The sequence below is a fragment of the Ruegeria sp. AD2(2025) genome (assembly GCF_056542385.1).
In genome coordinates this window covers 1-23,214 of record NZ_JBQFZS010000020.1, presented here as the reverse complement: position 1 = coordinate 23,214, position 23,214 = coordinate 1, and the positions used below count along the sequence as shown (strand labels likewise).

General features: G+C 57.3%; 37 protein-coding genes. 30 read left to right on the top strand and 7 right to left on the bottom strand.

Going from position 1 to position 23,214, the window contains the following annotated elements:
* From ACR1XV_RS21060 to ACR1XV_RS20985, 16 genes are all read left to right on the top strand, one after another.
* On the top strand, positions 1 to 248 hold a 248-nt coding region (locus ACR1XV_RS21060; protein ID WP_480532872.1), incomplete at its 5' end, for an EF-Tu C-terminal domain-related protein.
* 56 nt (positions 249 to 304) lie between these two features.
* Positions 305 to 1,588 carry a sterol desaturase family protein gene (locus ACR1XV_RS21055; RefSeq protein ID WP_480534951.1) on the top strand — a complete coding sequence of 428 codons (1,284 nt, stop codon included), beginning with the start codon at positions 305 to 307 and terminating at the stop codon, positions 1,586 to 1,588.
* Between the two features lie 4 nt (positions 1,589 to 1,592).
* The gene (locus tag ACR1XV_RS21050) at positions 1,593 to 2,696 is read left to right on the top strand and encodes an acyltransferase family protein (protein WP_480534949.1); all 1,104 of its coding nucleotides are present in this window, start codon (positions 1,593 to 1,595) and stop codon (positions 2,694 to 2,696) included.
* Between the two features lie 209 nt (positions 2,697 to 2,905).
* Positions 2,906 to 3,220, top strand: a complete 315-nt coding sequence (rpsJ, locus tag ACR1XV_RS21045) for a 30S ribosomal protein S10 (RefSeq protein ID WP_008756422.1) — start codon at positions 2,906 to 2,908, stop codon at positions 3,218 to 3,220.
* Positions 3,221 to 3,235: 15 nt separating this feature from the next.
* On the top strand, positions 3,236 to 3,961 hold the full coding sequence (rplC, locus tag ACR1XV_RS21040) for a 50S ribosomal protein L3 (RefSeq protein ID WP_008758167.1): 726 nt from the start codon (positions 3,236 to 3,238) through the stop codon (positions 3,959 to 3,961).
* On the top strand, positions 3,958 to 4,575 hold the full coding sequence (rplD, locus tag ACR1XV_RS21035) for a 50S ribosomal protein L4 (protein ID WP_170429267.1): 618 nt from the start codon (positions 3,958 to 3,960) through the stop codon (positions 4,573 to 4,575). Before rplC ends, rplD begins: the two co-directional genes overlap by 4 nt.
* The gene (locus tag ACR1XV_RS21030) at positions 4,572 to 4,868 is read left to right on the top strand and encodes a 50S ribosomal protein L23 (protein ID WP_010437040.1); all 297 of its coding nucleotides are present in this window, start codon (positions 4,572 to 4,574) and stop codon (positions 4,866 to 4,868) included. Before rplD ends, ACR1XV_RS21030 begins: the two co-directional genes overlap by 4 nt.
* Positions 4,865 to 5,497: a hypothetical protein gene (locus tag ACR1XV_RS21025; protein WP_480534947.1), complete on the top strand. Its 633-nt coding sequence runs from the start codon at positions 4,865 to 4,867 to the stop codon at positions 5,495 to 5,497. The genes ACR1XV_RS21030 and ACR1XV_RS21025 overlap by 4 nt, the downstream gene beginning before the upstream one ends.
* Before the next feature lie 64 nt (positions 5,498 to 5,561).
* A complete protein-coding gene (locus ACR1XV_RS21020; RefSeq protein ID WP_480534945.1) occupies positions 5,562 to 6,650 on the top strand; it encodes a hypothetical protein in 1,089 nt (362 codons plus the stop codon).
* Positions 6,651 to 6,863: 213 nt separating this feature from the next.
* Positions 6,864 to 7,706 carry a 50S ribosomal protein L2 gene (gene rplB / locus ACR1XV_RS21015; protein WP_008757664.1) on the top strand — a complete coding sequence of 281 codons (843 nt, stop codon included), beginning with the start codon at positions 6,864 to 6,866 and terminating at the stop codon, positions 7,704 to 7,706.
* A gap of 3 nt (positions 7,707 to 7,709) precedes the next feature.
* Entirely contained in the window at positions 7,710 to 7,988 is a 279-nt protein-coding gene (rpsS, locus tag ACR1XV_RS21010; RefSeq protein ID WP_005980699.1) for a 30S ribosomal protein S19, read from the top strand.
* 3 nt (positions 7,989 to 7,991) lie between these two features.
* On the top strand, positions 7,992 to 8,372 hold the full coding sequence (gene rplV, locus ACR1XV_RS21005) for a 50S ribosomal protein L22 (protein ID WP_039538267.1): 381 nt from the start codon (positions 7,992 to 7,994) through the stop codon (positions 8,370 to 8,372).
* Positions 8,372 to 9,082 carry a 30S ribosomal protein S3 gene (rpsC, locus tag ACR1XV_RS21000; RefSeq protein WP_008758042.1) on the top strand — a complete coding sequence of 237 codons (711 nt, stop codon included), beginning with the start codon at positions 8,372 to 8,374 and terminating at the stop codon, positions 9,080 to 9,082. The genes rplV and rpsC overlap by 1 nt, the downstream gene beginning before the upstream one ends.
* 12 nt (positions 9,083 to 9,094) lie before the next feature.
* Entirely contained in the window at positions 9,095 to 9,508 is a 414-nt protein-coding gene (gene rplP / locus ACR1XV_RS20995; RefSeq protein WP_010437070.1) for a 50S ribosomal protein L16, read from the top strand.
* A 160-nt stretch (positions 9,509 to 9,668) separates the two neighbouring features.
* Complete coding sequence (locus ACR1XV_RS20990; protein WP_480534943.1) at positions 9,669 to 10,217, top strand: amino acid synthesis family protein; 549 nt, start codon at positions 9,669 to 9,671, stop codon at positions 10,215 to 10,217.
* Between the two features lie 40 nt (positions 10,218 to 10,257).
* Complete coding sequence (locus tag ACR1XV_RS20985) at positions 10,258 to 10,878, top strand: 2OG-Fe(II) oxygenase family protein (protein WP_480534941.1); 621 nt, start codon at positions 10,258 to 10,260, stop codon at positions 10,876 to 10,878.
* A gap of 99 nt (positions 10,879 to 10,977) precedes the next feature.
* On the opposite strand, the gene ACR1XV_RS20980 is transcribed toward ACR1XV_RS20985, so the two are convergent.
* The gene (locus tag ACR1XV_RS20980) at positions 10,978 to 11,592 is read right to left on the bottom strand and encodes a hypothetical protein (RefSeq protein WP_480534939.1); all 615 of its coding nucleotides are present in this window, start codon (positions 11,590 to 11,592) and stop codon (positions 10,978 to 10,980) included.
* A 241-nt stretch (positions 11,593 to 11,833) separates the two neighbouring features.
* Here ACR1XV_RS20980 and rpmC point away from each other — a divergent pair, with 241 nt between their 5' ends.
* The 11 genes from rpmC to rpmD all read left to right on the top strand — a co-directional run bounded on the left by rpmC (position 11,834) and on the right by rpmD (position 16,170).
* On the top strand, positions 11,834 to 12,040 hold the full coding sequence (rpmC, locus tag ACR1XV_RS20975) for a 50S ribosomal protein L29 (RefSeq protein ID WP_010437082.1): 207 nt from the start codon (positions 11,834 to 11,836) through the stop codon (positions 12,038 to 12,040).
* 4 nt (positions 12,041 to 12,044) lie between these two features.
* Positions 12,045 to 12,275 carry a 30S ribosomal protein S17 gene (gene rpsQ, locus ACR1XV_RS20970; RefSeq protein WP_152459158.1) on the top strand — a complete coding sequence of 77 codons (231 nt, stop codon included), beginning with the start codon at positions 12,045 to 12,047 and terminating at the stop codon, positions 12,273 to 12,275.
* Positions 12,276 to 12,350: 75 nt separating this feature from the next.
* Positions 12,351 to 12,719 carry a 50S ribosomal protein L14 gene (gene rplN / locus ACR1XV_RS20965; RefSeq protein WP_008757934.1) on the top strand — a complete coding sequence of 123 codons (369 nt, stop codon included), beginning with the start codon at positions 12,351 to 12,353 and terminating at the stop codon, positions 12,717 to 12,719.
* A 2-nt stretch (positions 12,720 to 12,721) separates the two neighbouring features.
* On the top strand, positions 12,722 to 13,033 hold the full coding sequence (gene rplX, locus ACR1XV_RS20960) for a 50S ribosomal protein L24 (protein ID WP_155148683.1): 312 nt from the start codon (positions 12,722 to 12,724) through the stop codon (positions 13,031 to 13,033).
* Positions 13,026 to 13,586 carry a 50S ribosomal protein L5 gene (gene rplE, locus ACR1XV_RS20955; protein ID WP_480534937.1) on the top strand — a complete coding sequence of 187 codons (561 nt, stop codon included), beginning with the start codon at positions 13,026 to 13,028 and terminating at the stop codon, positions 13,584 to 13,586. Before rplX ends, rplE begins: the two co-directional genes overlap by 8 nt.
* A 19-nt stretch (positions 13,587 to 13,605) precedes the next feature.
* Positions 13,606 to 13,911: a 30S ribosomal protein S14 gene (rpsN, locus tag ACR1XV_RS20950; RefSeq protein WP_010437098.1), complete on the top strand. Its 306-nt coding sequence runs from the start codon at positions 13,606 to 13,608 to the stop codon at positions 13,909 to 13,911.
* A 13-nt stretch (positions 13,912 to 13,924) separates the two neighbouring features.
* Positions 13,925 to 14,317, top strand: a complete 393-nt coding sequence (gene rpsH / locus ACR1XV_RS20945) for a 30S ribosomal protein S8 (RefSeq protein WP_010437099.1) — start codon at positions 13,925 to 13,927, stop codon at positions 14,315 to 14,317.
* Positions 14,318 to 14,328: 11 nt separating this feature from the next.
* Positions 14,329 to 14,862, top strand: a complete 534-nt coding sequence (gene rplF / locus ACR1XV_RS20940; RefSeq protein WP_480534935.1) for a 50S ribosomal protein L6 — start codon at positions 14,329 to 14,331, stop codon at positions 14,860 to 14,862.
* 11 nt (positions 14,863 to 14,873) lie between these two features.
* On the top strand, positions 14,874 to 15,233 hold the full coding sequence (gene rplR, locus ACR1XV_RS20935; protein WP_039523386.1) for a 50S ribosomal protein L18: 360 nt from the start codon (positions 14,874 to 14,876) through the stop codon (positions 15,231 to 15,233).
* 172 nt (positions 15,234 to 15,405) lie between these two features.
* The gene (rpsE, locus tag ACR1XV_RS20930; RefSeq protein WP_170356677.1) at positions 15,406 to 15,969 is read left to right on the top strand and encodes a 30S ribosomal protein S5; all 564 of its coding nucleotides are present in this window, start codon (positions 15,406 to 15,408) and stop codon (positions 15,967 to 15,969) included.
* Between the two features lie 12 nt (positions 15,970 to 15,981).
* Positions 15,982 to 16,170: a 50S ribosomal protein L30 gene (rpmD, locus tag ACR1XV_RS20925; protein WP_008757946.1), complete on the top strand. Its 189-nt coding sequence runs from the start codon at positions 15,982 to 15,984 to the stop codon at positions 16,168 to 16,170.
* A gap of 230 nt (positions 16,171 to 16,400) precedes the next feature.
* Here the strand turns inward: rpmD and ACR1XV_RS20920 are convergent, their stop codons facing one another.
* From ACR1XV_RS20920 to ACR1XV_RS20910, 3 genes are all read right to left on the bottom strand, one after another.
* Positions 16,401 to 17,219: a DUF2189 domain-containing protein gene (locus ACR1XV_RS20920; protein ID WP_480534933.1), complete on the bottom strand. Its 819-nt coding sequence runs from the start codon at positions 17,217 to 17,219 to the stop codon at positions 16,401 to 16,403.
* A gap of 109 nt (positions 17,220 to 17,328) precedes the next feature.
* Positions 17,329 to 17,709: a hypothetical protein gene (locus tag ACR1XV_RS20915; RefSeq protein ID WP_480534931.1), complete on the bottom strand. Its 381-nt coding sequence runs from the start codon at positions 17,707 to 17,709 to the stop codon at positions 17,329 to 17,331.
* 75 nt (positions 17,710 to 17,784) lie between these two features.
* Entirely contained in the window at positions 17,785 to 18,186 is a 402-nt protein-coding gene (locus tag ACR1XV_RS20910; protein WP_480534929.1) for a DM13 domain-containing protein, read from the bottom strand.
* 307 nt (positions 18,187 to 18,493) lie between these two features.
* Between ACR1XV_RS20910 and ACR1XV_RS20905 the strand changes: the two genes are divergently transcribed.
* The gene (locus ACR1XV_RS20905; protein ID WP_480534927.1) at positions 18,494 to 20,023 is read left to right on the top strand and encodes a radical SAM protein; all 1,530 of its coding nucleotides are present in this window, start codon (positions 18,494 to 18,496) and stop codon (positions 20,021 to 20,023) included.
* Between the two features lie 209 nt (positions 20,024 to 20,232).
* Here ACR1XV_RS20905 and ACR1XV_RS20900 read toward each other — a convergent pair whose 3' ends face one another.
* Both ACR1XV_RS20900 and ACR1XV_RS20895 read right to left on the bottom strand, forming a co-directional pair.
* On the bottom strand, positions 20,233 to 20,574 hold the full coding sequence (locus tag ACR1XV_RS20900) for a cupredoxin domain-containing protein (protein WP_480534925.1): 342 nt from the start codon (positions 20,572 to 20,574) through the stop codon (positions 20,233 to 20,235).
* Positions 20,574 to 21,098 (bottom strand): DUF4142 domain-containing protein, encoded by a 525-nt coding sequence (locus ACR1XV_RS20895; protein WP_480534923.1) that lies wholly within the window; start codon positions 21,096 to 21,098, stop codon positions 20,574 to 20,576. Before ACR1XV_RS20895 ends, ACR1XV_RS20900 begins: the two co-directional genes overlap by 1 nt.
* A 311-nt stretch (positions 21,099 to 21,409) precedes the next feature.
* Between ACR1XV_RS20895 and msrP the strand changes: the two genes are divergently transcribed.
* Both msrP and msrQ read left to right on the top strand, forming a co-directional pair.
* Positions 21,410 to 22,312 carry a protein-methionine-sulfoxide reductase catalytic subunit MsrP gene (gene msrP / locus ACR1XV_RS20890; protein WP_480534921.1) on the top strand — a complete coding sequence of 301 codons (903 nt, stop codon included), beginning with the start codon at positions 21,410 to 21,412 and terminating at the stop codon, positions 22,310 to 22,312.
* 4 nt (positions 22,313 to 22,316) lie between these two features.
* Positions 22,317 to 22,931 carry a protein-methionine-sulfoxide reductase heme-binding subunit MsrQ gene (gene msrQ, locus ACR1XV_RS20885; protein WP_480534919.1) on the top strand — a complete coding sequence of 205 codons (615 nt, stop codon included), beginning with the start codon at positions 22,317 to 22,319 and terminating at the stop codon, positions 22,929 to 22,931.
* Between the two features lie 87 nt (positions 22,932 to 23,018).
* Here the strand turns inward: msrQ and ACR1XV_RS20880 are convergent.
* Positions 23,019 to 23,214: hypothetical protein (locus ACR1XV_RS20880; RefSeq protein WP_480534917.1), on the bottom strand; the 196-nt coding region annotated here is incomplete at its 5' end.

Below are 23,214 nucleotides of genomic sequence, written 5' to 3'. Positions count from 1 at the left end.
CCAAGGAAGAAGGCGGTCGTCACACCCCGTTCTTTGCGAACTACCGTCCGCAGTTCTACTTCCGGACCACGGACGTGACCGGCACCGTGACCCTGGCGGCTGGCACCGAGATGGTTATGCCCGGCGACAACGTCGGCTTCACCGTCGAGCTGATCGCGCCCATCGCGATGGAAGACGGCCTGCGCTTCGCCATCCGCGAAGGCGGCCGCACCGTCGGCGCCGGCGTTGTGTCGAAAATCATCGAGTAAGTCGCGCAAGCGAATGATCAGACGGAAAGGGCGTCCCTAGGGACGCCCTTTTTTGTTTGAAAATCATTTCTGCAGAGTTTGAGATTATTCGTCGAATAATCTCGGACCCAATCGGTGAAACAGGGGAGGCCATTTTAGCTTCCATGCCAGACAGCCTTGCCAACTGTCTTCGGCAACTGGTGGCAGGTTGTCAGAAAATGCAGCTACCGCTGCCAACAATGGTAGATTTCCCTCAGGATACTGGAGTAATTGAGGCTGTTTTGCCATCATTTTTACGCATTTTGCGTTCAATGTGCCCAAGTAAAAGGAGCGAGAAACGTACCATAATCCGAATAAGGGGTTTGCAGTTGGACTTGGTCAACAACATTTGGGCGGCGTTCGCGGGCGCATTTATGGGCTTTGAATCTCGTCTTGCGGTGCTCTACCTGTGCTGCACGGTTTTGATGGTTTACGCCATTTGGATGTTCCGGGGGCGCCCTTCAAGTTTCGTGCGCTTTCTGCTGCCGCGCGAGGTTTACCTTCATCGGTCGAATATCGTCGACATACAGCTCTTTGTTCTCAATTTGCTACTGGGAGCTGTCGGGCTATTCGGCGCTGTTCTTTTCATACCGGTTGTCGCGAACTTTATGCTGGATCAACTGATATCTTTGCAAGATGCCCCGTTTCAGCCCATGGCAATGTCGTGGGGTCGAAGTGCGGCAGCGACCCTGATCATAATTCTCGTCACGGATTTCTGCAAATATTGCACGCACTATCTACATCACGAAAATAAGATATTGTGGCCATTTCACTCCGTGCATCACTCAGCCGAGGTTATGACGCCCATAACTGTCAGCAGGAACCATCCGGTCTATTTGTTGATCCGGAACATTATCATTAGCGTCGGCTTGGGCGTGGCTCAGGCGCTGGCTTTGTTTCTGCTGATCGGCAAGATTGATCTGTTGACCATCGGCGGTGCCAATGCGGGTTACTTCCTGTTCAACCTGCTGGGCGCGAACCTTCGACATAGCCATGTTTGGCTGAGCTATGGGCCAGTGATTGAGCACATCTTCATTTCCCCTGCGCAACATCAGATTCATCACTCCAGAGCCAAGAAACACTTCAACAAAAATTATGGCGAAGTCTTTGCCATTTGGGACTGGATGTTTGGGACACTCTACATTCCGAAGGGCCGTGAAGCACTGGAATTTGGACTGGCGGACGCCAGTGGCAGGCCGATCGAACAACCTCATGGGACGTTAAAAGACGCATTTTTCAGCCCCTTTGTAGAAAGCTTCGAGGAGGCGACGGGGATCGAGTTCAAAACCGCGCCGCAAGATGCTTCCGCCCGGCGAAAATAGCGAAATGGCACGCGGTTTGTCCCTCTGGTTGGATGTCATGCGGGTTGCCGCGACCTTGACCGTAGTTCTGTCCCATTTCGCGTACCCCCGGTTTACCGGGGGTCGCTACGCCTTTCTGCGGGATTGGAACGTCGGCAGCGACGCCGTCATCGTTTTCTTTGTGATCTCAGGGTGTGTCATCGCATATGCGGCAGATCGTGATCGTACCGCTTCGCGGTTCGCTTTCAATCGCATGACGCGGCTGCTCTCGGTTATGATACCCGCCCTGATCCTGACGCTGCTTTTTGATACATGTGGCTATTGGATCGACCCGCAGGCGTATCCCGCAGATTTCTACAAACCGCATCCGATGGGCGAGTTCTTGCTGCGTGGACTAACTTTTTCGAATGAATGGTCCGGGTTCGGACGTCTACGTCTGGGTACAAATGGTCCGCTATGGTCTCTAAGCTACGAGGCGGCCTACTACATCCTTTTCGGCTGCGCCCTTTTCACTCGGGGTACTGCGCGCGTCGCGATACTATTTACCGCTGCTGCAGTTGTAGGGCTGAATATCCTGCTGTTGATGCCCGCTTGGTTGCTCGGAGTTGTGCTCTGGCGCTGGTTAAGTTCCGGCGGCCCGGGGAAGATGAATTGCCAAATTGGCTGGGTCTTGGTCCTCTTAGCGCCTCTGGGCTATTTGGCCGGGCATCTTCTCGGCATTCCTGAGTTTTTGGCCAGCGCGACCGCCGAGGCATTGGGGGCTACGGACGCCCGCTCGGTTCTCGGGTTCTCGGATGAGTTTCTGTGGAATCTCATGATCGGTCTGTGCTCCTTCATGTTTGTGGCAGGCATTGCCATTCTCAATCCGAAAAATCTGCCAGGCGCGAGACAGGTGCGTTGGCTAGCTGGTGCCAGCTTTTCAATCTACGTGACACATTACCCGGCGCTGCATCTATTTGACGCGGCACTGGTGGACTTCGTCGGCAGAGACCTAGTACTTCTGTTCGGCTCACTTTCAGTTGGTATCGTCTTTGCCCGCTGCTTTGAGCGACCGATAAAACAGATTCGGCGATGGGTGCATGAGGTGGCAATGACGTGCAACCCACGGGGGGATCGGGCTGCTAACTAAGTTATTCCGAACGTCGAAGCCATCAGGGAAATCCACCGGGTGGCAGATTTGAGTTTACCTCTTGCCACATGCCGTTTCCCCCTGTAGTACGCGCGAGTTCTCAACAAGAACGTCAAGGCGGGATGATTCCCGCCTTTTGGGTTCGATGAGGGTTGGCGATGCGCGTCTGTCCTCCTCTCAACCTCAACGCCTGATAAAAGGCTGTATCTATGCAAAGCCAAAATATCCGTATTCGGCTGAAGGCATTTGACTATCGCGTTCTGGATGCCAGCACGCAAGAGATCGTCAATACTGCCAAGCGGACCGGCGCGAACGTGCGCGGCCCGATCCCGCTGCCGAACAAGATTGAGAAGTTTACGGTTCTCCGTGGCCCTCACGTTGACAAGAAATCCCGCGACCAGTTCGAGATCCGCACGCACAAGCGTCTGCTCGACATCGTTGATCCGACCCCCCAGACCGTTGACGCGCTGATGAAGCTCGACCTCGCTGCTGGTGTGGACGTCGAGATCAAGCTGCAGTCGTAATCGGAGGGTATGAGAATGCGCTCTGGTATTATCGCAAAAAAAGTTGGCATGACCCGCCTGTTCATGGAAGACGGCAAGCAGATCCCTGTGACCGTTCTTCACCTGGACAACCTGCAGGTTGTTGCACAGCGCACCGCTGACAAAGACGGCTACACCGCCGTTCAGCTGGGCGCCGGTGCTGCCAAGGCAAAACGCACCTCGAAAGCCATGCGCGGTCACTATGCCGCTGCCAAGGTTGAGCCCAAGCGTAAGCTGGCCGAGTTCCGCGTCTCCGAAGATGGCCTGATCGATGTGGGCGCCGAGATTTCGGCAGAACACTTCCTGGAAGGTCAGAAAGTTGACGTTTCGGGTACCTCGATCGGTAAAGGCTTTGCCGGTGCGATGAAGCGTTGGAACTTTGGTGGTCTGCGCGCCTCGCACGGTGTTTCGATCAGCCACCGTTCGCACGGTTCGACCGGTCAGTGTCAGGACCCGGGCAAGGTGTTCAAGGGCAAGAAGATGGCCGGTCACATGGGTGCTGCCCGTGTAACCACGCAGAACCTGGAAGTCGTCAAAACCGACGCCGACCGGAACCTGGTCTTCATCAAAGGCGCCGTTCCCGGACCGAAATCGGGCTGGGTCACCGTCAAGGACGCCGTGAAGAAGAAAGCACCGGAAGGCCTGCCTTTCCCGGCTGCTGTGAAATCGGCTGCAACCGAAGCACCTGCGGAAGAAGCTCCCGCGGAAGGTGGTGAAGCATGAAACTTGATGTAATCAAACTGGACGGCGGCAAGGCCGGTGACATCGAGCTGAACGCCGATCTGTTCGGCCTGGAACCGCGCGCGGACATTCTGCACCGTGTGGTCCGTTGGCAGCGTAACAACGCACAGGCTGGTACCCACAAGGTCAAGACCCGCTCGGAAACCAGCTACTCGACCAAGAAGATCTATCGCCAGAAGGGCACCGGTGGCGCACGCCATGGTGACCGTAACGCGCCGATCTTCCGTGGTGGTGGTATCTACAAAGGCCCCGTCGTGCGTTCGCACGGCCACGACCTGCCCAAGAAGTTCCGCAAGCTTGGCCTGCGTCACGCTCTGTCGGCCAAAGCCAAGGCAGGTGAGCTGGTTGTGATCGAGAGTGCCGAAGCCGAAGGCAAGACCGCCGCTCTGGCCAAACAGGTTGCAAACCTGGGCTGGAAACGCGCTCTGGTCATCGACGGCGCGACCGTGAACGAAGGGTTCCTGAAAGCGTCCAAAAACATCGAAGGTCTGGATATCCTGCCGTCGATGGGCGCAAACGTCTATGACATCCTCAAGCGTGACACTCTGGTGCTCACCAAAGCGGCTGTCGAAGCACTGGAGGCTCGTCTGAAATGAGCGCGAAGGCAGAACACTACGACGTGATCCGCAAGCCGGTCATCACCGAAAAGTCGACCATGGCGTCCGAAAACGGCGCGGTTGTCTTTGAAGTGGCGATCGACAGCAACAAGCCGCAGATCAAAGAGGCCGTTGAGGCGCTGTTTGGTGTGAAGGTCAAAGCGGTGAACACCACCGTGACCAAAGGCAAAGTCAAGCGGTTCCGCGGCCAGTTGGGTCGCCGGAAAGACGTCAAAAAAGCATATGTGACCCTGGAAGAGGGCAACACAATCGACGTGAGCACCGGTCTTTGATCCGACGCTTACTGCGAGCATTCACGGCCTCGGCGGTTCAACCCGCCGGGGCCGATTTCGTTTCAGACCCTGAAACGGTGCGTGCGCAGGTGCTTGAGAAGATGCGGGCGTTTAGTGCTGAGCCTTATTTTGAGATCGCCGATGAAAAGCTGGGGCTGCTGTCGGTCTTTGATGATCTGAAATACGACCGGGCGGATGTGGACATGATCTCTCCGGCGATGCGCAAGCATGTGGTCGGCAAGCTTGGTCCGCTGGGGTTCCGCCAGACCTCCGGCACGGTGTTGGAGCACGCCAAGGCCGATATGCGCGTGCACATCCCCAAGTTCCACGCCCTCGGCGCGTCGCCTTTCGACATCGCGCGCTATACTGACAAACGCCCGAAGGACTACTGCCTGCTGACGCCCACGCAGGTGGCCTGCCAGTACGTGGATCACTATGAGTTGGACGACGCGGTGCAGCGGATCGAGGCATTGATTGCGAAGCACCCGATCAACCTGCTCAAACTGGCGGATTATCTGGAAGGCAAACCCAAACACCGCGCCTTTCGCGAGGTGCTGGGGCATATCAAGCTCAAGCAGCGGATCGCGGTGGAGTCCGAGCCGCTGTGCCGCAGGCGGTCTTTGGGGTGAGCGCTTGGTTTAGGATTAGGAACTTGTATTTATTGGGGTTCGAGACATGGTTCGGAGAGTTGTTTTGAGGTTCTTATTTTCGATTTGGCCGATATTGTTTGTTGTATTGGCCACCAGTCTTCTCGCTCAAGAAGACCAAATAGCGGTCGCCTCTAGAAACGAAGTTTCAGCCGCAGCAAATGAGGTTGCCGAACTCGCATCAGTTCTGGAAGAAGACCTGCTTGCAAGGATTTCTGTCGCCGAAGGTTGGGTTTGCGAAAGAAGCTACCAAGAAGAGGCTTCCCACGTCGCAGCGCTCCGTGCGATACCCATGGTTTTGCTGAAATGCAGCAAGGGGCATCAGGTTCTTTCTGCGAATTTTGCTCTCGAATCTAGTCATTCAAAGTTGCTTTGTGACGTTATCGAGTCGAAGCAAATGGGGATTGCCGATGGGCGAGTAAAACCTGATCTGTTTCGATTCTATGGGAACGGCACGTGGAGCTTGATGCGGGTGTCTGTGGACTTGCAAGGGTGTTATCGAGATGAGCTTGCGTTTTGGGCAAGTGGTTTGCGTGACCAAAACGCGTTAGACGTGGGTTTCGATCTAATAGACGAGTTTGGCGAAGCAATACTCGAAATGACGATTGCTGATATAATAACCTCTGAGACCTACGCTCTACATCAAGGCGCTATGCAGAGGTTTGTCGGTTCGTTGAAAGCTCAATCTGATGCACTGTCAAACAACATTCCATTTCTGGAATCGAACAAGGCACATGAAGTTCGCCAACATCCATCTGTTTCAGCGCCGCAGGGATTCTCTATTCTGATGATGGACCTTGTAGTTAGTCCGGCTGCAAGCACAACACTCAACATAGATGGATGCAGCGTACTGATTGATTTGATCGCCGGCGAACAGTCCATTCGTGAAAAAAACTGGATTGGAGCCGGTGGGGCAGATGGACGAAAAAACGGCGCGTATCTGCGGATTAAAACAGATAGGCTCGACGGTCGAGAAAGATTGGATGGGACGGGTGTTGAGGTTCTTGTAGACGATCGCGTAGTGGTCAGGATCTTAGTTCCGGGGGGCAAGCCTTGCGAAAGTAATCCCGATATAGTCAGGGAGCTTTTCGACCAGATATCCCAAAACGACTTCAGTTCATTCGGTTTTGATTAGGTGAAGTTCAACCTAGCTGGGGATTGCCGATAAACCCTATAGACACCCACCCCCAACCCTGTTAAACGCTCCCAATCTTGCGGCCTCGGATTCGTTCCGGGGCCTCTGATATTTGTAACCGGGGACCTTCGGGGCCCTATACCCTTGGCACCTACGGGGGCCTATCACATAGCGGGGCAACGCCTCGCACTTGCTAAACGGAAGACAGAAAGCATGGCACTCAAGTCGTACAAGCCGACGACGCCGGGCCAGCGCGGGCTGGTGCTGATCGACCGTTCGGAGCTTTGGAAAGGACGTCCGGTCAAGTCTCTCACTGAGGGTTTGACCAAATCGGGCGGCCGGAACAACACCGGACGGATCACTTCACGCCGCCGCGGCGGTGGCGCAAAGCGTCTCTACCGGATCGTTGACTTCAAACGGAACAAATTTGATGTCGCGGCAACCGTCGAGCGGATCGAATATGACCCGAACCGGACCGCATTCATCGCACTGGTAAAATACGAAGACGGCGAGCAGGCATATATCCTGGCTCCGCAGCGTCTGGCTGTTGGTGACAAAGTCGTGGCATCCGCCAAGGCTGACATCAAGCCGGGCAACGCAATGCCGTTCTCGGGCATGCCCATCGGTACCATCGTCCACAACATCGAGATGAAGCCTGGCAAAGGCGGTCAGATCGCACGTGCGGCCGGTACATACGCCCAGTTCGTTGGTCGCGATGGCGGCTACGCTCAGATCCGTCTGAGCTCGGGCGAGCTGCGCATGGTCCGTCAGGAATGCATGGCCACCGTTGGTGCCGTGTCCAACCCCGACAACTCGAACCAGAACCTCGGTAAAGCCGGTCGTATGCGCCACAAGGGCGTTCGTCCGTCGGTTCGTGGTGTTGCAATGAACCCGATCGATCACCCGCACGGTGGTGGTGAAGGTCGTACCTCGGGTGGCCGTACACCGGTTACGCCGTGGGGTAAGGACACCAAGGGTAAGCGTACCCGCAACAAGAACAAAGCGTCCCAGAAGCTGATCATCCGCTCGCGGCACGCCAAGAAGAAGGGACGTTAATCCATGTCTCGCTCTGTTTGGAAGGGTCCTTTCGTCGATGCTTACGTGCTGAAAAAAGCCGAAGCAGCGCGCGAGTCGGGCCGCAACGAAGTCATCAAAATCTGGTCGCGTCGTTCCACCATTCTGCCCCAGTTCGTGGGTCTGACCTTTGGTGTGTACAACGGCCAGAAGCATATCCCCGTAAACGTCTCGGAAGACATGATCGGTCAGAAGTTCGGTGAATACTCGCCGACCCGGACCTATTATGGCCACGCCGCAGACAAAAAAGCGAAGCGGAAGTAAGTCATGGGCAAGGAAAAGAACCCCCGCCGCGTGGCTGAAAACGAAGCAATGGCGAAAACCCGCATGCTTCGCACCAGCCCGCAGAAACTGAACCTGGTTGCGCAAATGATCCGCGGCAAGAAAGTCGAGAAGGCTCTGACCGACCTGACTTTCTCGAACAAGCGTGTCGCGCAGGACGTCAAAAAGTGCCTGCAATCCGCAATCGCGAATGCCGAAAACAACCACAACCTGGACGTTGACGAGCTGATCGTCGCCGAAGCATGGGTTGGCAAGAACCTGGTCATGAAGCGCGGTCGTCCGCGTGCCCGTGGCCGTTTCGGCAAGATCATGAAGCCGTTCTCGGAGATCACCATCAAGGTGCGTCAAGTTGAGGAGCAAGCCTAATGGGTCATAAAGTCAATCCGATCGGCATGCGCCTGCAGGTCAACCGCACCTGGGACAGCCGCTGGTACGCCGACACCAAGGACTACGGTGATCTTCTGCTGGAAGACCTCAAGATCCGTGAGTTCATCAACAAAGAGTGCAAGCAGGCCGGTGTTGCCCGTGTGATCATCGAACGTCCGCATAAAAAATGCCGCGTTACGATCCACACAGCTCGTCCCGGTGTCATCATCGGCAAGAAAGGTGCAGACATCGAAGTTCTGCGCAAAAAGCTTGCGCGGATGACCGACAGCGAACTGCACCTGAACATCGTCGAAGTGCGCAAGCCCGAGCTTGACGCGCAGCTGGTTGCCGAGTCCATCGCTCAGCAGCTGGAACGTCGTGTTTCGTTCCGCCGCGCAATGAAGCGGTCGGTTCAGAACGCCATGCGCATGGGCGCCCTGGGTATCCGGGTGAACGTCGCTGGTCGTCTGGGCGGCGCCGAAATCGCACGGACCGAGTGGTACCGCGAAGGCCGCGTGCCTCTGCACACTCTGCGTGCCGACATCGATTACGCACATGCCGAAGCGATGACTCCTTACGGGATCATCGGGATCAAGGTCTGGATCTTCAAAGGTGAGATCATGGAGCACGATCCGCAGGCACGTGACCGTAAAGCACAGGAACTCCAGGACGGCCCTGCACCTCGTGGTGCTGGTGGCGGTCGTCGCTAAGGAGGGAAAGATATGCTTCAACCAAAGCGTACTAAATTCCGCAAGATGCACAAAGGCCGGATCAAGGGTCTCGCCAAAGGCGGCTCTGATCTGAACTTTGGCACCTACGGCCTGAAAGCTCTTGAGCCTGAGCGTGTAACCGCACGCCAGATCGAAGCTGCACGTCGTGCCATGACGCGTCACATGAAGCGTCAGGGCCGCGTCTGGATCCGCATCTTCCCCGACACTCCGGTCACTGCAAAGCCGATCGAAGTTCGTATGGGTAAAGGTAAAGGTTCGGTCGACCGCTGGGCCTGCAAGGTCAAGCCTGGCCGCGTGATGTTCGAGATCGACGGCGTCAATGACGACATCGCCCGCGAGGCCCTGCGCCTGGCCGCGATGAAGCTGCCGATCAAGACCCGCGTTGTGATCCGCGAAGACTGGTAAGGCGGTGGGGTAAAACCCCGCCCTACAATTTGAAGCCCCCGTCGGGACACCGACGGGGGTTTTTCTTTTGGGTCGACCTCTTGTGATCTGCCAGCCGGTCAAAACAGTCGACGTCTCACTGCGTCGCCCCTACGTTAGCCTGCAGGAATGGGAGGGTCCTATGGTCCAGCTACGCAAAAAGATGTTCGTCAAAGAAGTCATAACCACCGACCAACTGGGCCAGCCATGCGAGCCGATCAGCCGGGTTGCGGCGCTGGCCGTGATACAGAACCCTCTGGCCGGGCGTCATGCGGATGATCTGTCCGAGCTGTTCGAGATCGGAGCCCTTCTGGGCCCGGACCTTGTGGCTGATGCGCTGTCGCAACTGGACGGTGCGCCGGTATCCTACGGTAAGGCAGCGATCATCGGTGTGAACGGCGATCTTGAACAGGGCGGAGCGGTGATCCACCCCAAACTAGGTGCTTCCATGCGTGCGGCGGCCGGTGGAGGTGAGGCGGTCATACCCTCAAATGCCAAACTGGGCGCACCGGGTTGCGCGATTGATCTGCCGCTGGGGCACAAGGACAATCCCTGGTCGTTTGACCATTTCGATACGATGACGCTGAACATTCCGGACGCGCCGAAACCGGATGAGATCGTGCTGTGCCTTGCTTATGCCGATGGCGGCCGTCCGATCCCGCGCTGTGGCAAAGGGCCCGTCAAAAGCTAATCGGCTGGCCTTGCCGAAAGGGCTGGGGTATGCCCGGCCCATGGCACAGATTGAATCACTCTTCGTTACCCGTCTCTATCGCGCAGCTTTGTCCGAGTTCGATCCCAAGATCGATGCGGAGGAACTGGAAAGTTCTTGCCTTGTCATTGCCGAGGATGACGAGGCCGGGCAGGAATGGTGCGAAGAGAACGGCTATCCCGGTTATACCAGCTATGCCTCGCTGACCGATCTGCCCTGGCGCTTCCCGATCTTCGCCGATCTGGTTGCGGCGCTGGATCAGCACGTCGCGGCCTTTGCCAAGGATCTGGAATTCGATCTGGGCGAGGGCGAGCTAAAGCTGGAGGACCTCTGGATCAACATCCTGCCCGAAGGCGGAATGCACTCCAGCCACCTGCACCCGCACAGCGTGATCTCGGGCACGACCTATGTGTCCATGCCCGAGGGGGCGAGTGCGCTGAAACTGGAGGACCCGCGTTCTGGACGCATGATGGCCGCGCCGACGCGGCTGAAAGGCGGGCGGCGGGATTTGCAGCCGTTCATCTATATGAAGCCGCAGGTGGGCGACGTCCTGCTTTGGGAAAGCTGGCTGCGCCACGAGGTGCCGATGAATATGGCCGAGGATGAGCGGATTTCGGTGAGCTTCAACTATAAGTGGGAGTGAGCCCCGGCCCGCACAGCGGCAATCGCTCCGGTGTAGCGATTGAGGGGCGAACGGGCGGAGCCCCACCAAGTTTCGCGGTAGTTTTAGACCTAGTCGACGCTACCATTGAAATTCATCAAAAATAATTGGTGGGCCAAAATAGTCAGCTGAAAGTGAAAACGACAGCTTGTCTCGATCATGTTGAATTCTGATCGTTGCCTTTCTCTCCTCATTACGAAACTTGTCTCCGAATATGGTCGGATTACTCGGATCAAACGTACCAACCCAATTGCTTGACTTGGTAAGTCTCAAGTTTATCCATTTCTCGATTTCGGCGATGTTTTCAGATGATCTTTCTATCTCTGGATACGTGGTGCTATTGCACCGAAAAACTCCGTATTCGTCGAACGGAAAGTTGAAGACCTGCAATCGTGCACTTTGGTCAGGTGCCAGAATCTCAAAGCGTTTATTTTTGTCGAATGTAGATGGAAGGGGAGCTAACAACTCTAAATCTCGAGTTTCGAAGTAGCCAAGGCATGTCTCAGCAACCCAAACAAATGAATTGCTTCTGTCGTAAGGTTGCCAAGGAACCGTCGAATACCCTGGGTCCTCGAATCTATTACCGGTCGAATATCTGGCGGTGTCTTCAGCGGAAGCGCGAATGCAAAGAGCGCCTAATGCAAAAATCAACTTGATAAGGGCTATGAAGTGTAACTTCGGTTTTCTCAAATTCATTCGGTTGTCTCTGTAATGCCGGCCTTGAAAACTTGCCTTGGATAGTGTGGCAAGTGTCTTGCATCGCATCAACCCTGTTGTCCCAAACTTCCTCTTGCCACCCACCCCCCAAACCCTTATACGGCGGCATCCTGCGGTCTCCCGGCGTTGTCGGGCGATTCGTATGTCTATCATTCATCCACCAGGTCAAAGGTGACCCGTGTACGGGGCCTTCTGGTGTTTTGAGCAAAGGAAAAAGGCGATGAACGCCCAAGAACTGCGTGACAAGACCCCGGACCAGCTCCGCGAGGAACTGGCCAACCTGAAGAAAGAAAGCTTTAACCTGCGCTTTCAACAGGCAACCGGTCAGCTGGAAAACACAGCCGGCATCAAAGCGGCCCGCCGCAATGCTGCCCGCGTCAAAACCATCCTGAACGAAAAGGCCGCTGCTGCGGCATCCGAGGAGTAATCAGATGCCCAAGCGTATCCTGTCCGGAGTAGTAACCAGCGACGCCAACGAGCAGACCGTGACCGTTTCGGTCGAACGCCGCTTCAAGCACCCGCTGCTGCACAAAACCGTTCGTAAGTCCAAGAAATACCGGGCTCATGACGAAAAGAACGCCTTCAAGGTCGGTGACACTGTACGCATCATCGAATGCGCGCCGAAATCGAAGACGAAACGTTGGGAGGTTCTGGAGGCGTAAGCCCCCGGGATTTTCCATTTGTCGAAACCCTGGGGGATTTAACGAGACCAGCCCCCACAGGTCGGGAGAAACCACATGATCCAGATGCAGACCAATCTGGATGTCGCTGACAACTCCGGCGCACGCCGAGTTCAGTGCATCAAGGTCCTGGGTGGTTCCAAGCGTAAATACGCCTCCGTCGGCGACATCATTGTCGTCTCGGTGAAGGAAGCCATCCCGCGCGGCCGCGTAAAGAAAGGGGACGTCCGCAAGGCCGTCGTCGTACGCACCGCCAAAGAAGTCCGTCGCGAAGACGGCACCGCGATCCGTTTCGATCGCAATGCCGCCGTCATCCTGAACAACAACAACGAGCCCGTCGGTACCCGTATCTTTGGCCCCGTTGTTCGCGAGCTGCGCGGCAAGAACTTCATGAAAATCATCTCGCTGGCTCCGGAGGTGCTGTAATCATGGCTGCTAAACTCCGCAAAGGCGACAAGGTCGTCGTGCTGGCCGGCAAGGACAAGGGCAAAGAGGGAACCATTTCCTCGGTTGACCCCAAAGCCGGTAAAGCTGTTGTCGATGGCATCAACATCGCCATCCGCCACACCCGCCAGACCCAGAACAGCCAGGGTGGCCGCCTGCCTCAGGCAAACCCGATCGAGCTGTCGAACCTGGCTCTGCTGGACAAGAACGGCAAAGCAACCCGCGTTGGCTTCCGCATGGAAGGTGACAAAAAGGTCCGCTTCGCCAAGACCACAGGGGACGTGATCGATGCTTGATACCGCAACCTACACCCCGCGTCTGAAAGCTCAGTACGTTGAAACCATCCGTGCCGCTCTGAAAGAAGAGTTCGGCTACAAGAACGACATGAAGCTGCCCAAGCTGGAAAAAATCGTTCTGAACATCGGTTGTGGTGCTGAGGCTGTCAAAGACTCGAAGAAAGCGAAAGCTGCTGTCGAGGATCTGACTGCGATTGCCGGTCAACAGGCCGTTGCAACCAAGGCGAAAAAGTCGATTGCGGGTTTCCGCGTCCGTGAAGACATGCCGCTGGGTGCCAAAGTCACCCTGCGCGGCGACCGGATGTACGAATTCCTGGATCGTCTGATCACCATCGCGATGCCGCGTGTTCGTGACTTCCGCGGTGTGAAGCCGTCTTTCGATGGTCGTGGCAACTTTGCCATGGGCATGAAAGAGCACATCGTGTTCCCCGAGATTGACTTCGACAAGGTCGATGAAGTCTGGGGCCTGGACATCGTAATCACCACCACAGCGAACACCGACGCTGAAGCAAAGGCACTGTTGAAAGCGTTCAACATGCCGTTCAACGCGTAAGCGCCGGGAGGATTGAGACATGGCTAAAAAAGCAATGATCGAACGCGAGAAAAAGCGCGAACGCCTGGTGGCCAAATATGCCGCAAAGCGTGCCGAGCTGAAAGAAATCGCGAATGACGAGAGCAAGCCGATGGAAGAGCGTTTCAAAGCGCGTCTGAAACTGGCGAAACTGCCGCGCAACAGCTCGGCTACCCGTCTGCACAACCGCTGTCAGCTGACCGGTCGTCCCCACGCTTACTACCGTAAGCTGAAGGTCAGCCGTATCGCGCTGCGCGAGCTGGGTTCTGCTGGTCAGATCCCCGGCATGGTGAAATCGAGCTGGTAAGGGAGACATAGATATGAATGATCCTATCGGCGATATGCTCACCCGTATCCGCAACGCGCAAATGCGCGGCAAGTCCACCGTTTCCACCCCCGCATCAAAGCTGCGCGGTTGGGTTCTGGACGTGCTGGCGGACGAAGGTTACATCCGTGGCTACGAGGCGACGACCGGTGAAAACGGTCATCCGGCCATCGAAATCAGCCTGAAATACTACGAAGGCACCCCTGTCATTCGCGAACTCAAGCGGGTTTCCAAACCTGGTCGTCGCGTGTACATGGGCGTCAATGACATCCCGCAGGTCCGTCAGGGTCTGGGCGTGTCGATTGTCAGCACTCCGAAAGGTGTGATGTCGGACGCAAACGCTCGCTCCAACAATGTTGGCGGCGAAGTGCTCTGCACCGTCTTCTAAGGAGGTCTGCAATGTCTCGTATTGGTAAAAAACCGGTCGAGCTGCCCAGCGGCGTTTCCGCCTCTGTGTCGGGTCAGACCATCGAAGTGAAAGGTCCGAAAGGCACCCGCAGCTTCACCGCAACCGATGACGTCACGCTGTCGGTCGAAGACAACGTTGTGCAAATCAACCCTCGTGGCATGTCCAAGCGTGCCCGCCAGCAGTGGGGCATGAGCCGCACCATGGTTGCCAATCTGGTAACCGGTGTGACCGAAGGCTTCAAAAAAGAGCTGGAGATCCAGGGTGTTGGTTACCGGGCTCAGATGCAGGGCAACACCCTGAAGCTGAACCTGGGCTACAGCCACGATGTTGATTTCGTTGCTCCGGAAGGTGTCACCATCACCGCGCCGAAGCAGACCGAGATCGTTGTGGAAGGTATCGACCAGCAGCAGGTGGGCGAAGTCGCGGCCAAAATCCGCGAATGGCGCCGTCCCGAGCCGTACAAAGGCAAGGGCATCCGCTACAAGGGCGAGTTCATCTTCCGCAAGGAAGGCAAGAAGAAGTAAGGACGCAAACAATGGCAAACAGCAAAAGAACCCTGTTTCTGAAGCGCCGCCTGCGCGTTCGGAACAAACTTCGCAAAGTCAACGCGGGCCGCGTACGCCTGTCGGTTCACCGTTCGAACAAGAACATCAGCGTTCAGCTGATCGACGATGTTCGTGGCGTGACCCTGGCCTCGGCCTCGACCCTGGAAAAAGATCTGGGCGTCGTTGGCAAGAACAACGTCGAAGCGGCCACCAAAGTGGGCGCGGCCATCGCCGAGCGTGCCAAGAAGGCAGGCGTCGAAGAGGCCTATTTCGATCGTGGTGGCTTCCTGTTCCACGGCAAGGTGAAGGCAGTAGCCGACGCCGCGCGTGAAGGTGGTCTGAAGATCTGATGTGGCGATGGGTGCAAGCACCCATCCTACATGACCAAGAACCGTAGGATGGGTGCTCGCACCCATCTTGCTTTGAAGGCGGACCATGTCCGCCTCGATGATCGGGGGGCTTCCAGCCCACTTCGATTGAAGAAAACGGCGTCACAACGCCACATGAGAAAAGGGATGCCAAATGGCAGAACGTGAAAACCGTCGGGGCCGTGGCCGCGACCGTGAAGAAGCACCGGAATTTGCAGATCGTCTGGTCGCAATCAACCGCGTGTCGAAAACCGTAAAAGGTGGTAAGCGCTTTGGCTTCGCCGCTCTGGTGGTTGTCGGCGATCAGAAAGGCCGCGTCGGCTTTGGCAAGGGTAAAGCGAAAGAAGTACCCGAGGCCATCCGTAAGGCGACCGAACAAGCCAAGCGTCAGATGATCCGCGTGCAACTGCGCGAAGGCCGGACTCTGCACCACGACATCGAAGGCCGTCACGGCGCTGGTAAAGTGGTTATGCGCACCGCGCCTGAAGGTACCGGTATCATCGCCGGTGGTCCGATGCGTGCCGTGTTCGAAATGCTGGGCGTCAAGGACGTTGTGTCCAAATCGCTGGGCTCTCAGAACCCGTACAACATGATCCGCGCCACCATCAACGGCCTGCAGAAAGAGCAGAGCCCGCGTTCGGTTGCCGCACGTCGTGGTAAAAAAGTTGCCGACATCCTGCCCAAGCGGGACGAAGCACCGGCTGAAGCCGAAGCGTAAGGAGAGCGAGTCATGGCAAAAACCATCGTCGTCAAGCAGATCGGTTCCCCGATCCGCCGCCCCGCCGAACAGCGCGCAACCCTGATCGGTCTGGGCCTGAACAAGATGCACAAAACCCGTGAACTGGAAGATACGCCTTCGGTCCGCGGCATGGTCAACAAGATCCCGCATCTGGTTGAGATCATCGAAGAGCGCGGCTAAGCGCAGCTACGAGAAAGTCCTGAAACGCCTCCGACCCAGGTCGGGGGCGTTTTGTTTTGGCCTGCCATTTTGATGCTCGCAAGGCTGCAGAGCAGGGCGCAAGAGGTTTCTTTCAAAGAAACCTCCCCTGAAACTTTGAAAGTTTCAGTTTCGGCATCGTGGTGAGGCGGGAACTTTCGGCACCCCGCTCCCGGGGGATAGGTCGTGTCATCGACCCGAGGCGCGAGCGGCTATTCCCCAATCGGCTGCACGGCCCGCCGATACAGGTGCCATGTGGTGTGCCCAAGGATCGGCAGGGTGAAGATCAGGCCCAGAAACGCCGGAACCAGCGACAGCAGCATCGTGACCGAGATGATCCCCGCCCAGCCCAGCATGACCACCGGACTTTCCGCCACCACCCGCAGCGAGGTCAGCATAGCCGAGACGAAATTCGTCTCGCGCTCCAGCAGCATCGGCATGGCGATCACCGTGACCGAAAACAGCACCGCCGACAGGAACGCGCCGACGCAGGTGCCGACCGCCAGAAACGCCCAGCCCTGCGGCGTGAAGAACACGGTGTTCAGAAACCCGTCAAAATCCGAGAACGAGGCGTTTTGCAGGATGATCGCCAGCCACAGCCGGATCTGGTAGATCCACACCCAGAAAATGAACAGGGTGACAAAGGCCATCCAGCCCATCTCGCGTTTGCGCTGATCGGCCATGACGGTCAGGATGTCGGCCCAGCCAAAGGGCGTTCCGTCCTGCAGCCGCCGGGACATCTCATATAGCCCCGCCGCCGCAAACGGTGCGATCAGCGGAAAGCCCACGATGGCGGGAATGATCATCCAGATCTTGCCAAGCCAGACCAGACACCAGACAAACAGGATGCCGAAGATAGCGTAGAACAGGCCGAAAAAACCGCTTAGCACCGGGCGGGCCAGAAAATCGGCAAACCCGGCCTTCAGCGCGGCCGAGATATCCTCGGCGCTGATCCGGTTGACCTCGGGCACGGCCGGTTGCTGCGGCGTCAGGTTGTCCGGCTGTGGCGGACCTGAGGTCGTGGATGTCATGGCGCAGCCCTCCCGCATGCATGGCCACAGCCCGGTTGGCCCGACGCTGAGATGGCCTTACACGTAAATCTGCAGCAGCCACGCCATAAGAGCAAGGCCCGCCAAGCGCCTATCGCACCGGCCTGCGGGGCAGGGCCGCCGCCAGCAGGATGGCCCAGCCCAGCATCCCCTGCCCGTGGGCGCTCAGCGTGGGGCGGTATGAGAAGACCAGCATCTGCAACGGCCTGAACGGCTCGCGCGGGGGCCAGATCACCCATTGAAGCGGCAGGTCGGGGATGATCATGCGGTAATAGGTGTAGTAAATCTGCGGCGACAGCCACACGAACAGCCAGAACAGGGCAAGGCCCCCCAAGACCCGCGCCCAAAGCGGCCCGCGGCGCAGCAGCCGCCGTGCAAGAGCCACCATCAGGACAAAAAGACCAAGGCTCAGCGCGGCAAGCCCCACCTGTCCCCAGCCGGTCAAATCGAAAAAGGAATCCTGACGGTACATCTCTGCCCCCGCGGGTCCCGAACGCAAAAACCGCCCACATCGGCGGGCGGCTTTCCAGATCCTGCGACCGATAACTTAGCTCAGCGGTGCGACCGCCAAAATCACCGTAAACTGCTCACAATAAATATACAGCTCGTTGTATTTCGAAGTGTCGATCCCGGCGGGAATCTTGAACGATGCCTCGCCCTTCTTGACGGTCAGCTTGTCGTGAATCTTGGACCCCTCGGCATAGCTTTCACCATTGCCGAACCCGATCTTGATATCGGGCGGGTTCTTGCCCGGGTCAAAGACATAGTCGCCCTGCAGCGTAACGGTATCCCCGGTCACGGTCACCGTGCCCTTGACGTTATACCCACGACGGCCCGACAGGCTGCCGGTGCGTTTCTTGTCTCCGGCAAAGGCGGCGGGCGCTCCCAGCGAAAGCGCGGCGGCCGACGCAAGCCCCAGCTTCACGAAGTGACGGCGTTTGAGTGTCATGACGAATGTCCTGTCTGATGATGCATGAAAGATGCTGCGCAGACTACGGGGCCGCTGCCAACTCACATCGCGTCGAGGGAATTTGAGATTCTGAAACAAATGGGGTGGTGGGTTTGGGGGAAGAGGAGGTGGAGGGCCCGGCCAGTCCGGTGATCCGCAGGTCTGCTTTCCGAATTTGGGCCAACGTGGTGAATGTGACGCGATCAGTAAATGTCGGCGCTTACCCCGGCGCGGTCAAAAAGCTAAAAACCTATTGGCATCCCGGAGAATTTCGATCACCTTTGGATTGAGTAGCGTGGGGCCACAGATGCGAGTTCTATTGATTAATCCGCCTTACCGGGCCGTGACCAGCAAGCTTGGCGTTGGCGAGCAAGTACCGCTGGGACTTTTGTCGATTGGCGGGCCGATTGTCGATGCCGGCCACGAGGCAAAGCTGATTGATGCCGAGGTGCGGCACATGAAAATCGGCGAGATTGTTTCAGAAGCCGTGGTCTGGAAGCCAGACGTGATCTTGACGGGCCACTCAGGTTCGACGCCTGCGCACCTTACGGCCATGCGGATGTCGCGCGCGTTGAAAGGTGCTCTTGCGCAAGTGCCCATTATCTATGGCGGTGTCCATCCGACATATCATGCCGAAGAAATCCTTCAGGAAGAACAGCAGATCGATATTCTGGTGCGCGGCGAAGGCGAAACCACGATTGTCGATTTGCTGAATGCAATCGAAACGGGGAAGGATCTGGCAGGTGTCGCCGGAATAGCGGTGCGAAAAGGCGGGCAGCCAGTTCTGACGCCGACGCCCCAGCCGATCCACGATCTGGATGCATTCCGGGTCGGTTGGGAGTTGATTGAAGATTGGGACCTGTACCGATGCTGGGGGCTTGGCCGGTCTGCGCTGGTCCAACTGTCGCGCGGTTGCCCGCATCTTTGTTCCTATTGCGGGCAAAGGGGGTTCTGGACCAGACAGCGCTACCGGACGCCAGAGCGGTTGGCCGAGGAGATTGCGTGGCTTCACAAAGAACATGACGTCCGGTTCGTGGATCTTGCCGACGAAAACCCCACCACATCAAAAAAGAAGCTCCGACGTTTCTTGGAAGCCCTCATCTCGCATGACTTGGACGTTAAGCTCTTTGCGACTTTGCGGGCCGACGACATTGTCCGCGACGCAGATATACTGCACCTTTACAAGAAGGCTGGGTTCGAGTGTTTTCTGATGGGAATGGAAACCACTGACGCCGAGACGCAGGCTCTGATCCGCAAAGGTTCGACGGTTGCGAAGGATCGCGAGGCCGTGCGCCTGCTCCGCGAACACGGGATTATCTCGATGATGGGGCACGTTGTCGGCTTCGAGGAAGAAACCGACAAGGATTACTGGAACGCGCTTCGTCAAATCCTGTTCTACGACCCGGACCTTATCAACGCCATGTATGTGACCCCGCATCGGTGGACACCGTTCTATGCGGAAATCGCAGGCCGTGGTGTCATACAACCCGACCTGTCCAAGTGGGATTACCGGCATCAGGTTCTGTCGACACCACATATTCCGGCTTGGCGTGTATTTCTTTGGGTTAAGCTGACTGAGATGTTTGTCTCGTTGCGACCTCGGGCGCTGATCCGTATCATGCTGCACAAGGACCGCTCCATTCGTCGCGCGCTGCGCTGGTGTTTCTGGCGTTCTGGTTTGGTCTGGCTCGATGAAGTTCTGGATTTTTTGTTCAGAGACCGTCGGTTGAAGCACCCCGTTCCACTCAGGGATCTGCGCGGGCATCCTGAGCCAGAGAAAGAATACGTACTTTCACGGTCGCGTGCGAGATCAGCACGCGGTCAAAACGCGGCCTGACCAGCAATCATTCATGTCTGCCACTGGCGTTCGTCATTGATCGGCCTGTCCGATAACGGCTGTAGTTCGCAATTGCTTTGTGGTCGGCAACGGAGTTGTGCCTTGTTGTGATCGGATATCTGATACCCCCTGCAGAAGACGAGCGAACAGGCTCCCACCAAAAAAGGACCCGCAGCGCAGCCCCCGTCTTCGCCCCCCCCGCGCAAGCGTCAGATGATCCGGATCGCCCCTGTCATATGCGGGTGGAACACGCAGAAATAGGTAAGCTCCATTCCGGCCTCGACGGTGATCTCGGCGCTTTCGCCCTGTTTCAGCTTTTGCGTGTCCCAGCTCAGGTCATTGGCCGAGGCGGTATGCGGGGCGATGTCCTGATTGGTCCAGCGGATGGTGTCTCCGACCCGCGCCTCGATCAGTGCGGGCTCGTAGGTGAAGCTTTTGATCGCCACCTCATGCACCGTCGGGCCGTCAGCCGCGCGCGCGCCAAGGGGCAGGGCGGTGGCCCAGGCCACCGCGCCGCCCAAAGCCGTCCGGCGTGAGATCGCGCGCCGCATCAGTTCAGCGACTCGACCATCACCTCGGCATGACCCTCATGCGCCTTGAATATCTCAAGGCCCTGTTCGAACAGCGCCTTCACCTCGGCATTGTCGATATTGGGGATCATGGTGTTTTCGACCAGCTCGTTCACCGCCTGGTGATAGGCCAGTTCGTTGGCGGCATAAGCGGCGTCAAACTCGGCCCCGCGCAGTTGCGACAGGTTGTCGATGATCTTCTCGGCGTTTTCGTTCAGGGTCTGGCTGAACGCATTGTCTTGCGCAGTGGCCCCCAGCTTTTCCAGCAGCCCAAGTGCTGCGGCGTTCACCGCCGTATGGTCGCGGATCATGGTGTTGGCGAATTCGTGGATGTCGGGGTTTTCGGACAGAGCCAGCGCCAGATGCGCATAACGGATGTCGATATTGTCGGCGGTATAGGCGATATGGGCGTATTCCAGATCGCTCATATCAGCGAGTTCCTGAGCGGACGCCTGCGCGCCCGTCATGGCAACGGCGACGGCAAGGGCAGAGATCAGTTTGTGCATTTTGGGAAACTCCTCGGAAGGCATTCATAAGGCCCTCAGTATTGTCGTTCCCGAATTTGAGCCCAGACCGGGGCGTTCAGAATCTGACTCAGATCGTCCGGAACGCAGAACGGAAAAGCAGCCCCCGATCCGCTGGATGGGTGGTTTCAAAATTGTACATTTCGGAAGATCCGCCCCCGGGCGGTGGTACAAATCGAACAATTCGCGGTTTACGTTACAATCCCGTCGCTCAATCGTGACGCCCGTTACCTTGGCCCTGTGTTATGAGCGGACTACCTCTAGATCGAGGCAGACTGTTTACGGAGACTTACATGGCGCACCGCTGGACCAACACTTTGACACATGCCGACGTCACCCCAAGGGCGGCGTTTCTGAACCGGCGGCAGGTGATGGCCGGGCTGGCAGGTGTGGGGCTGGCGGGTCTGGCGCGACCCGGCGCGGCGGCGGGAACGCCCGAGCCGAACACGTGGGAAGAGATCACCTCGTACAACAACTATTATGAGTTCGGCACCCGCAAGGATGACCCTGCGAAATACGCGCATACGCTGGTGACCGAACCGTGGAGCGTCACCATCGACGGGTTGGTCGACCGCCCCGGAGACTATGATTTCAAGGACATTCTGTCCGAAATGACCATCGAAGAACGCATCTATCGCTTTCGCTGTGTCGAGGCGTGGTCAATGGTCGTGCCCTGGAACGGGTTCGAACTGGCCGACCTTTTGAACATGGCGGGTGTGCAAGAAGGTGCGAAATATGTCGCCTTCGAAACCGCCTATCGCCCCGACGAAATGCCCGGCGTCGCCTATCCGGTGCTGGAGTGGCCCTATCGTGAAGGGCTGCGTCTGGACGAGGCGATGCACCCGCTGACCCTTATCGCGACGGGCATCTACGGCAAGACGATCCCGAACCAGAACGGCGCCCCTCTGCGCCTGGTTGTGCCTTGGAAATATGGGTTCAAGTCCATCAAATCCATCGTACGCATCACCCTGACGGATACCCAACCGCCCACCAGTTGGAACATGGCGGGACCGCGGGAATACGGTTTCTACAGCAACGTGAATCCCAACGTGGACCACCCGCGCTGGTCGCAGGCCTCCGAGCGCATGATCGGCGGCGGCCTGTTCGCCAAGCGTGTGCCGACCCTGATGTTCAACGGCTACGAAGACGAGGTCGCGGGCCTTTACGAAGGTATGGATTTGGCCGAAAACTACTGAGATCATGCAACGCCTCAACGACATCCTGCGCCGGATCCCTGTCTGGGCCGTCTACGCGCTGGGCGCGCTGCCCGCGCCGTGGCTGTTCTATCTGGGCATGACCGGCGGCCTCGGAGTCGAACCGATCGAAGCGCTGGAACATCAGTTTGGCGAGCTGGCCTTGCAGCTTCTGATTCTGGGCCTGGCGATTTCGCCGTTGCGGCGCTTTACGGGGCTGAACCTGATGAAGTTCCGCCGCGCCATAGGTGTGCTGACTTTCGCATATGTATCGCTGCATTTGCTGGTCTGGCTGGTGCTGGATGTGCAAATCCCCAGCCAGATATGGGCCGACATCGTCAAGCGGCCCTATGTCACGGTGGGTATGGCGGGGTTCGTCCTGATGCTGCCGCTGGCGGTCACCTCGAACAACTGGTCGGTACGCCGTCTGGGCCCGCGATGGCGCAAGGTCCATCGCTTGACCTATGTGGCGGCGATTCTGGGGGCTTTGCATTACGTGATGCTGGCGAAGGGCTTTCAGATTGAGCCGCTGATCTATCTGGCGATCATTCTGGGCCTTCTGTCCCTGCGGCTGCCGGTGCCAGCTGCGCTGTTCCGGTCCCGACAAGCCGATTCCGCCTGACTCGCAGCCGAGTCTGTGGGTAACTGTGTGAATAAGCCATCTGCTGCGCAATTTGGCCGCCGAAAGTGCTGCTGATTGTGAGGTGGATCATAGTGATGATCTTTTAAGATTTTGATTTATAATATAAAAACAGAAAAACAGAGTTTTTTCACCAATTTTCGTTTTTTCCGCTTGCGGCTTCCCGGCGATATACTTAGAACGCCCTTCACCGGCGCTGCTGAGGTGCTGGAGCTTACCGGAGACGGTGGCTGGACTGGCCGGAGAGACGGTTGAGACGCATCGG